6 protein-coding genes are annotated in these 6671 nt (G+C 63.8%); 2 read left to right on the top strand and 4 right to left on the bottom strand.

All coding sequences use genetic code 11. The features are described from left to right. The 3 genes from QZV93_RS08090 to QZV93_RS08080 all read right to left on the bottom strand — a co-directional run. The coding region (locus tag QZV93_RS08090) for a PAS domain-containing protein (protein ID WP_295557456.1) at positions 1 to 365 on the bottom strand (365 nt) is incomplete at its 3' end. A gap of 230 nt (positions 366 to 595) precedes the next feature. Next, complete coding sequence (locus QZV93_RS08085; protein ID WP_295557454.1) at positions 596 to 1543, bottom strand: sterol desaturase family protein; 948 nt, start codon at positions 1541 to 1543, stop codon at positions 596 to 598. 132 nt (positions 1544 to 1675) lie between these two features. Continuing rightward, a complete protein-coding gene (locus QZV93_RS08080; RefSeq protein ID WP_295557452.1) occupies positions 1676 to 3706 on the bottom strand; it encodes a thioredoxin domain-containing protein in 2031 nt (676 codons plus the stop codon). A gap of 75 nt (positions 3707 to 3781) precedes the next feature. On the opposite strand from QZV93_RS08080, the gene mnmE reads away from it, so the two are divergent. Continuing rightward, positions 3782 to 5128, top strand: a complete 1347-nt coding sequence (mnmE, locus tag QZV93_RS08075; protein WP_295557450.1) for a tRNA uridine-5-carboxymethylaminomethyl(34) synthesis GTPase MnmE — start codon at positions 3782 to 3784, stop codon at positions 5126 to 5128. Positions 5129 to 5249: 121 nt separating this feature from the next. After that, on the top strand, positions 5250 to 5921 hold the full coding sequence (locus QZV93_RS08070; RefSeq protein ID WP_295557448.1) for a peptidoglycan DD-metalloendopeptidase family protein: 672 nt from the start codon (positions 5250 to 5252) through the stop codon (positions 5919 to 5921). Positions 5922 to 6081: 160 nt separating this feature from the next. Here QZV93_RS08070 and QZV93_RS08065 read toward each other — a convergent pair whose 3' ends face one another. Then, positions 6082 to 6534: a hypothetical protein gene (locus tag QZV93_RS08065; protein ID WP_295557447.1), complete on the bottom strand. Its 453-nt coding sequence runs from the start codon at positions 6532 to 6534 to the stop codon at positions 6082 to 6084. Positions 6535 to 6671: the final 137 nt, after the last annotated feature.

The following is a 6671-nucleotide window of genomic DNA, read 5'->3' as shown; positions in this document are numbered from 1 at the left end:
GTGATGTCGGTGCAGAATTTCACGACCTTGAACGGCTTGCCATTGGTGCCCACGATGGGGTTGTAGCTCGCCTGCAGCCAGATCTCTTTGCCGCCCTTGCCGATGCGGCGGAATTCGGCGGCTTGGAACTGGCCGCGATTGAGCGCGCTCCAGAATTCCGTGTACTTGGCGCTGTTGCGTTCCTGCTCGGCGACGAACATGCTGTGATGGCGTCCCACGACCTCAGCCAATGTGTAGCCCACGGCCTTCAGAAAGTTGTCGTTGGCGCGGATGATCGCCCCGTCCATGCTGAACTCGATAACGGCCTGCGACTTTTCGATGGCCGCCATCTGGGCTTCGAGCTCCTGGGCCTTGCCGGAAAACATTGGAGTATCTCCTGTTTGTTGGACACGGGTTTGCGCCCGGCGCCAGGGTGGGCGCGGCTCAACGTGGCGAAAAGTCGGGGGACAGGGCAAAGGACTCAACTGTGAATGATATAGTGTATTATCGGTAAATTATTACTTTACGACGTTCGTCTGGAACGGCTGCAGATACGAAAAGGGGCCCGCAACACGGGCCCCTTTCGCATTCCGCATCGCGGACGAGCGAACCGCTTTTATTCGGCTGCGTCGTGGATGGCGCGTGCCTTCGCGGCTGCCGTCAACGGCTGCTGCACGCCTTGGCCGGGTTTGTAATGCAGCGGGAAGACAAGCTGCTCCATATAGCCCGTCGGGAACTGCGGGACCTCGTCGATGCCCATGTCGTTGGCCTTGATGGGCCGCGGGGCCTCGGCGTGGAAGGTACCAAGCATGCGGTCCCAAATGGTGAGGAACAGGCCGAAGTTGCAGTCACCCTCCTTACCCCAGTTGACATGGTGGAGGTGGTGGATCTGGCCGATGGAAAGGTGGTTGCGGAACGGTCCGAGCGCGTAGGCCACATTCGAATGCTGAATGATGAGCTGAACCGAAATGGCAAAGCCGAGCAGGAGGGCGACCTGGACCGGCATGCCGGCGATGGCGAGCGGCGCCGTGCCAAGGACCATGTCGATGATCTGGTGCAGCGGATGGCGGACGAGGCCGTTAAATCCGTAGAGGCGCGACACGCCGTGATGCACCGCATGCAGCCGCCACAAAAAAGAGAACCGGTGGCTGAGGTAGTGCAGGAACATGAGCGCAAAGTCGGCAAGTACGACCGCCAAGACGAGCTGAGCCCACATGGGCCAATCGCGCGGCCAGATGCCGGCGTTGAGATTGCCGGAGAAGAGCCAGCCTAAAAGCGGGATGGTGAGGATGCCGTTGAGGTTCTGCCACTCGTAGACGATGGCGTGAATGATGTTGGTGTGCTCGTCGCCGTGGGACTCATTCCACTCGTCGTACCAAGGCAGAATGCGCTCGGCCGCAAATGCGGTGCCGATGGCGGTGAGCAAGAGGGTGGCGATGCAGGCCGCAATCCAGAGCGGCGAATAGCCGTTAGAGACGACGTAGTATGCGGCGCCGTTCAGTCCGAAGAACATGAACGGGAAATAGCCGTACCGCACCAACTTACGTAGATGTCCTGACGTCATTGGAGCCTCTTCTCGAATCTTTGCGGCCCTTCATACGCTTGTAGGCGTGAGCGAATCTTGTCGGAAGTTTAGCTGTGGTAAAGGCATACAGCACAGCATTTTTTATAGATTGGCCAGTAAGAAAACTTGATCCTAGACAATCGATCGTTGGTCCAGGACAAGTCGCCGCAGCTCATCTGCGCTGGTTACCGGCAACGAGCATTGCGGGCCCAAACAAACAAACGCGGATGATCTTCCGTCGTCTGTGGATTTGCCACGCAATGCCGGTGGGCCGACCTCGCCGACCGTGCCGCGAAGTCGGAGCTCAAGGGCGCCGGGCACCGAAAGTCCGCGTAATGCGGATCTCAGCTCCGTACCGGTCTCAGCGTCGCCTTCTACTACTACAATGAGTTGTGGAGACAAGAGATCGATTGCCGCGGCCAACAGGCCCGTGTGCCCTCCGAGGTTTCGCGACAAGTCCATTGAGAATGCTCGCAGTATTGCCTCCGCGCGTTCTTGGAAACGCGGCTCGCCGGTGAGGGTTCCGAGTGCGGCGAGGTTGCTCACCATGACGGCGTTGGCGGATGGGGTGGCGTCGTCGGTGGCGGTCTTGAGACGGACGACGACGTCGCTGGTGTCGTCGGCGGCGGTGAAGTAGCCGCCGGCGCGCTCGTCCCAGTAGTGGGCGTCCATGACCTCGAGCCAGCGGCGGGCTTGGGCGAGATCACTGTCGTCGCCCGTCGCCTGGTAGAGGCGGAGCGCAGCCCAGATCATGTTCGCGTAGTCGCCGGAGGTGGCGGGGGCCCGGCCCCGCCCATGCCGCATGGCGTGAACAAGGCGACCGGAGACGGTCATCATTTCGACGACGACGGTGAAGGCTTTGCGCGCCATGTTCACCCACTCGGGGCGATCGAACACCGTGCCGGCACGCGCCAGCGCCGCGATCGTGAGGCCGTTCCAGTCGGCGAGAATTTTGTCGTCCCAACCGGGACGTACGCGTCCGGCGCGCCGAGCGAGAAGCTTTGCCCGCATCACGGCGAGACGGGTCTCCTCATCCGGCGTGCCGAGGCCTTTGGCGTCGAGGCGGTTGAGGATGGTGTGGCCTTCGAAGTTGCCCTCCGGGGTCACGCCGTAGGCGCTCTTGAAGATGCCGGCATCGTCCGCACCCAGGACGTCGTCGATCTCGCCGGCGGTCCAGACGTAGAACTTGCCTTCCTCGCCTTCGGAGTCGGCATCGAGCGCGGCGGTGAAGGCTGCATTTTCATCGATCATCTCACGCGCCATCCAGTCCACCGTCTCGGCGATGCGCGTTGCAAGCAGCGGGCTTTGCGTCTCGCGCCAGACCTCCGTCATCAGGTCGAGGAGGAGCGCATTGTCGTAGAGCATCTTCTCGAAGTGCGGGACGAGCCAGAGCTCGTCCACCGAATAGCGCGCGAAGCCGCCACCCAGGTGATCGTAGATGCCGCCCATGGTCATCCGCTCGAGCGTCTTCACGACCGCAGCCTTTGCCGGATCATTGCGGTAGCGGATGGCGCCGCGCCAGAGCAGCCAGAAGAAGCTCCACTGCGGAAACTTCGGGGCGCCCGTGATGCCGCCATGAATGGGATCGACAGCGCGCGCGAGACGAGACGTCACCTCACGCAGGAGGCCGTCCGTGACTTCGGGGCCTGCGCCATCGTCGCTACGCTCAGCAAGTGACTGCATCAGCGCGTCGGCATTGCCCGCGACCTTGTCCGGCTCCTTGCGGTAGATCTCGGAGACGCGCATCAGCACGTCGACGAACGAGGGGCGGCCGTACATGCTCGTCTTGGGGAAGTAGGTTCCGCCCCAGAAAGGGCGCGCGTCGCTGTCGAGGAACATGGTCAGCGGCCAGCCGCCCTGCTGGCCCAGCCGATGAAGGGCGCCCATGTAGATGGCGTCGATGTCCGGTCGCTCCTCGCGATCGACCTTGATGCTCACGAAGTGATCGTTCATCACGCGTGCCGTCACCTCGTCCTCGAAGCTCTCGTGTGCCATCACGTGGCACCAGTGACAGGCGGAGTAGCCGATGGAGAGCAGGATGGGCTTGCCGGTGGCCTTGGCCTCGGCCAGGGCCTCCGGTCCCCAGGCCCACCAATGGACGGGGTTATCCCGGTGCTGGATGAGATAGGGGCTGCTCTCGTCGCCGAGGCGATTGCGGCTCATGCTGTCTCCTTCCGGCTCGGCCTGCACTTTGATAAGTGGCAATGCGCGCTTCGGTGTTCCGAGTAAAGTGCTGGCATGATCCCGATGTCCGAACCGACCATCTTTGCATTGGCCACCCCACCCGGGCGGGCGGGGGTGGCAGTCGTGCGCGTGTCGGGTACGGGGGCGGGACGCGTCCTGGATTTCATGGCCGGACCCAAGCCCAAGGCCCGGGTGGCGACCCCACGTTTCATCCGTCACCCGGAGACGGGCGAGAAGCTCGACCACGGGATCGCGTTGTGGTTCCCGGCGCCCAAGAGCTTCACCGGCGAGGATATGGCCGAGCTTCACCTTCACGGGGGGCGGGCGGTCGTGCAGGCGGTGATCTCGGCGCTTTGCGTCATGCCGGGGCTCAGGATGGCGGAGCCGGGCGAGTTTGCGCGACGCGCTTTCGAGGCCGGCAAGCTCGACCTGGCGGAGGTCGAGGGCCTGGCCGATCTCATCGATGCCGAGACCGACGGACAGCGCCGGCAGGCGCTGGTGCAGGCCTCCGGAGCGCTGTCCGATCTCTACGACGGCTGGCGCGCGAGCCTCATCGAGGCGCTCGGGCTCATCGAAGCCGGGCTCGACTTCTCCGATGAAGGTGACATCGGTGCCAAGACCTTTGCCGATGCGACATCCATCATCGCGGTGCTGGCTCCTGCGGTGAGGCATCACCTCGAGGATGGTCACCGCGGCGAGATCCTGCGCGACGGGTTCCGGGTGGCGCTGACGGGTCCGCCGAATGCGGGCAAGTCGAGCCTCCTCAACGCGCTCGCGCAGCGCGACGTGGCCATTGTCTCGGAGGAGGCGGGCACGACGCGCGACGTGATCGAGGTGCGGCTCGATCTTGCCGGGTTACCCGTGGTCGTCTCGGATACGGCGGGGTTCCGTGAAACGCAGGGGAGCATCGAGCGGGAGGGCATCCGCCGTAGCCAGGCGGCGGCGGAGGCCGCGGATCTCGTGCTTTGGCTGACGGATGCGCGCGAGCCCGAGACGGTGCTGCCGCCGGAGATCGCGGCCGTCGCGGACCGGACGTTGCTGGTCCTGAACAAGGTCGATCTGATGCCGGGCGGGAAGGCACCGCCATTGCCGGACGATATGGTGCCGCTCTCGGTGAAGAGCGGCGCGGGCCTCGATGACCTCATTCGCCGCGTGACGGTGATCGCTCAAGAGCGGATCGGTCACCAGGGAGAGCCGGTGCTGACGCAGATCCGTCACCGCACGCTGGTGGAGGCGTGCGCCTCCGCTCTCGAGGCGTTCCTCAAGGGCTCGACGGAGGACGTGGAGCTTCGGGCCGAGGACCTGCGCCGGGCCGCGGATTCGCTCGGGCGCATCACGGGGCGGATCGATGTCGAGGATGTGCTGGACCACATCTTCGGGCGCTTCTGCATCGGCAAGTGAGGGCGAGCGTGCCGGGCGGACGATGCATGGGAGGCACGGGATGTTTCACGTGAATCCGTTTCGGTGCCGGGATCGGTGTGATGTGTTTCACGTGAATCCCTAGCGGAGACTCGAGCAAGCCATGACCGCCAGCCTGACGCCGATGCTGTTCCCGGAGCTGCGGACCGCGCGGTGGGCGTATGCGAACCTGGCTGCTGAGGCCAAGAACGATCCTGCGGTCGCCGATGCCTCGCCCAATCCGCTCAACGATCCCGTCACCTGCCAAAGGTGGGTGGAGGCTCTGGCGCGCAAAGCGGGCGCGGACTTCACCTTCGGCGGATACATGGAGCCGCGCGACCATCTCTGGCGGGAGCATTATCACCATCCCGACCTCATGCGTCATACGGCCGTCGACTATAACGTTCCGGCGGGCACGACGGTCGTTGCGCCGGCCCAGGGCAGGGTTCTCCGCGTCGTGCGCGACGCGTCCTACGGCGGTTGGGGTGGATGCGTTTTCATCCAGCTCGTCACGCTCTACAGGGGCGCGGGCTACTGTCTCGTGGGCCACCTGGCCCATGCGGAGCTTCCCGAGCCAGGCGCCGCGCTCGAACCGGGGAGCTTCCTGGGTCGTGTCGGTGAGCCCCAAGAAAACGGCGTGTGGTTCCCGCACCTGCATCTGCAGTGCTTCGACCAAACGATCTACGATCGCTTTGCGCCGATCCTCGATGGCATGGACGGCTATGGTCCGAATGATGAAACGATCAATCCGCACATGCCCGACCCGACCGATTTGGGTGCCGGACTGCATCGATAGGCGATTGGCTGGACCCCGGGAGCGCTGCGCGGCCGGCACGTGATGTTTCACGTGAATCCATTTTCGCGTCCGGATCGGCATCACGTGTTTCACGTGAATCCATCTCGGCACCGGAGCGGCGCGCAATGTTTCACGTGAATCAGTGGAGGGCGTGCGCCGGCTACTGGTTCACCAGGGTCAAGCTCGATGTGATCTCCGAGTTGGAGGCGAGCGGCGAGAGCGTGGTCTCGAACGGCGGCGGCGCTGGCATCGACGTGAGGCTCGCCGTCTGGCTCTTGGGCTGGCATTTCTCGCGGGCGAGGGCGAGCAGGTACTGGTTGCGCTGGGAGAGGGCGGTTGCCTCCTGGCCGGCAGCATTCTGGAGGTCCATGCCCAGCCAAGCCGGCCAGATCATGAAGCCTACGACGCCGGCGACGGCGTTCTGGCCCATCTTCCAGCCCTTCTCGATGGCGAGGTCGGAGATCTTCTGATTGTTGAGCTTGATCTCGGCTTCGATGGCGCTGCAATCGAGTTGCCTGTCGGAGATCATGACCAGCGGCGTCGGTTGTGGTGTGCGCCCGGCGCAGGCGGACAGTGACAGTGCCGCGAGACACCCGATACAGACTTTCAGCATTCGCTACCCCCGATGCTTCCCCATCGCGTTTGGAAGCGTAGGGCGCGCAAAGTGGCGGAGCCAAGATCGCGCAGTGAAGGAGATGTGCGTTTTCCTCCGTATCCACATGAAATCAGCACGGCGCAGATATGGGCGAT

The sequence above is a fragment of the uncultured Hyphomicrobium sp. genome (assembly GCF_902826555.1).
Lineage (GTDB): Bacteria > Pseudomonadota > Alphaproteobacteria > Rhizobiales > Hyphomicrobiaceae > Hyphomicrobium_C.
Note: the sequence above shows the minus strand (reverse complement) of the source record. Positions and strands in the feature narration are given on the sequence as shown.

What these genes read in the sequence shown, in the direction of transcription:
- QZV93_RS08070 (WP_295557448.1), top strand. Translation starts at nt 5,250, where the DNA reads ATGACCGCCAGCCTGACGCCGATGCTGTTCCCGGAGCTGCGGACCGCG.
- QZV93_RS08085 (WP_295557454.1), bottom strand. Translation starts at nt 1,543, where the DNA reads ATGACGTCAGGACATCTACGTAAGTTGGTGCGGTACGGCTATTTCCCG.
- mnmE (WP_295557450.1), top strand. Translation starts at nt 3,782, where the DNA reads ATGATCCCGATGTCCGAACCGACCATCTTTGCATTGGCCACCCCACCC.
- QZV93_RS08080 (WP_295557452.1), bottom strand. Translation starts at nt 3,706, where the DNA reads ATGAGCCGCAATCGCCTCGGCGACGAGAGCAGCCCCTATCTCATCCAG.
- QZV93_RS08065 (WP_295557447.1), bottom strand. Translation starts at nt 6,534, where the DNA reads ATGCTGAAAGTCTGTATCGGGTGTCTCGCGGCACTGTCACTGTCCGCC.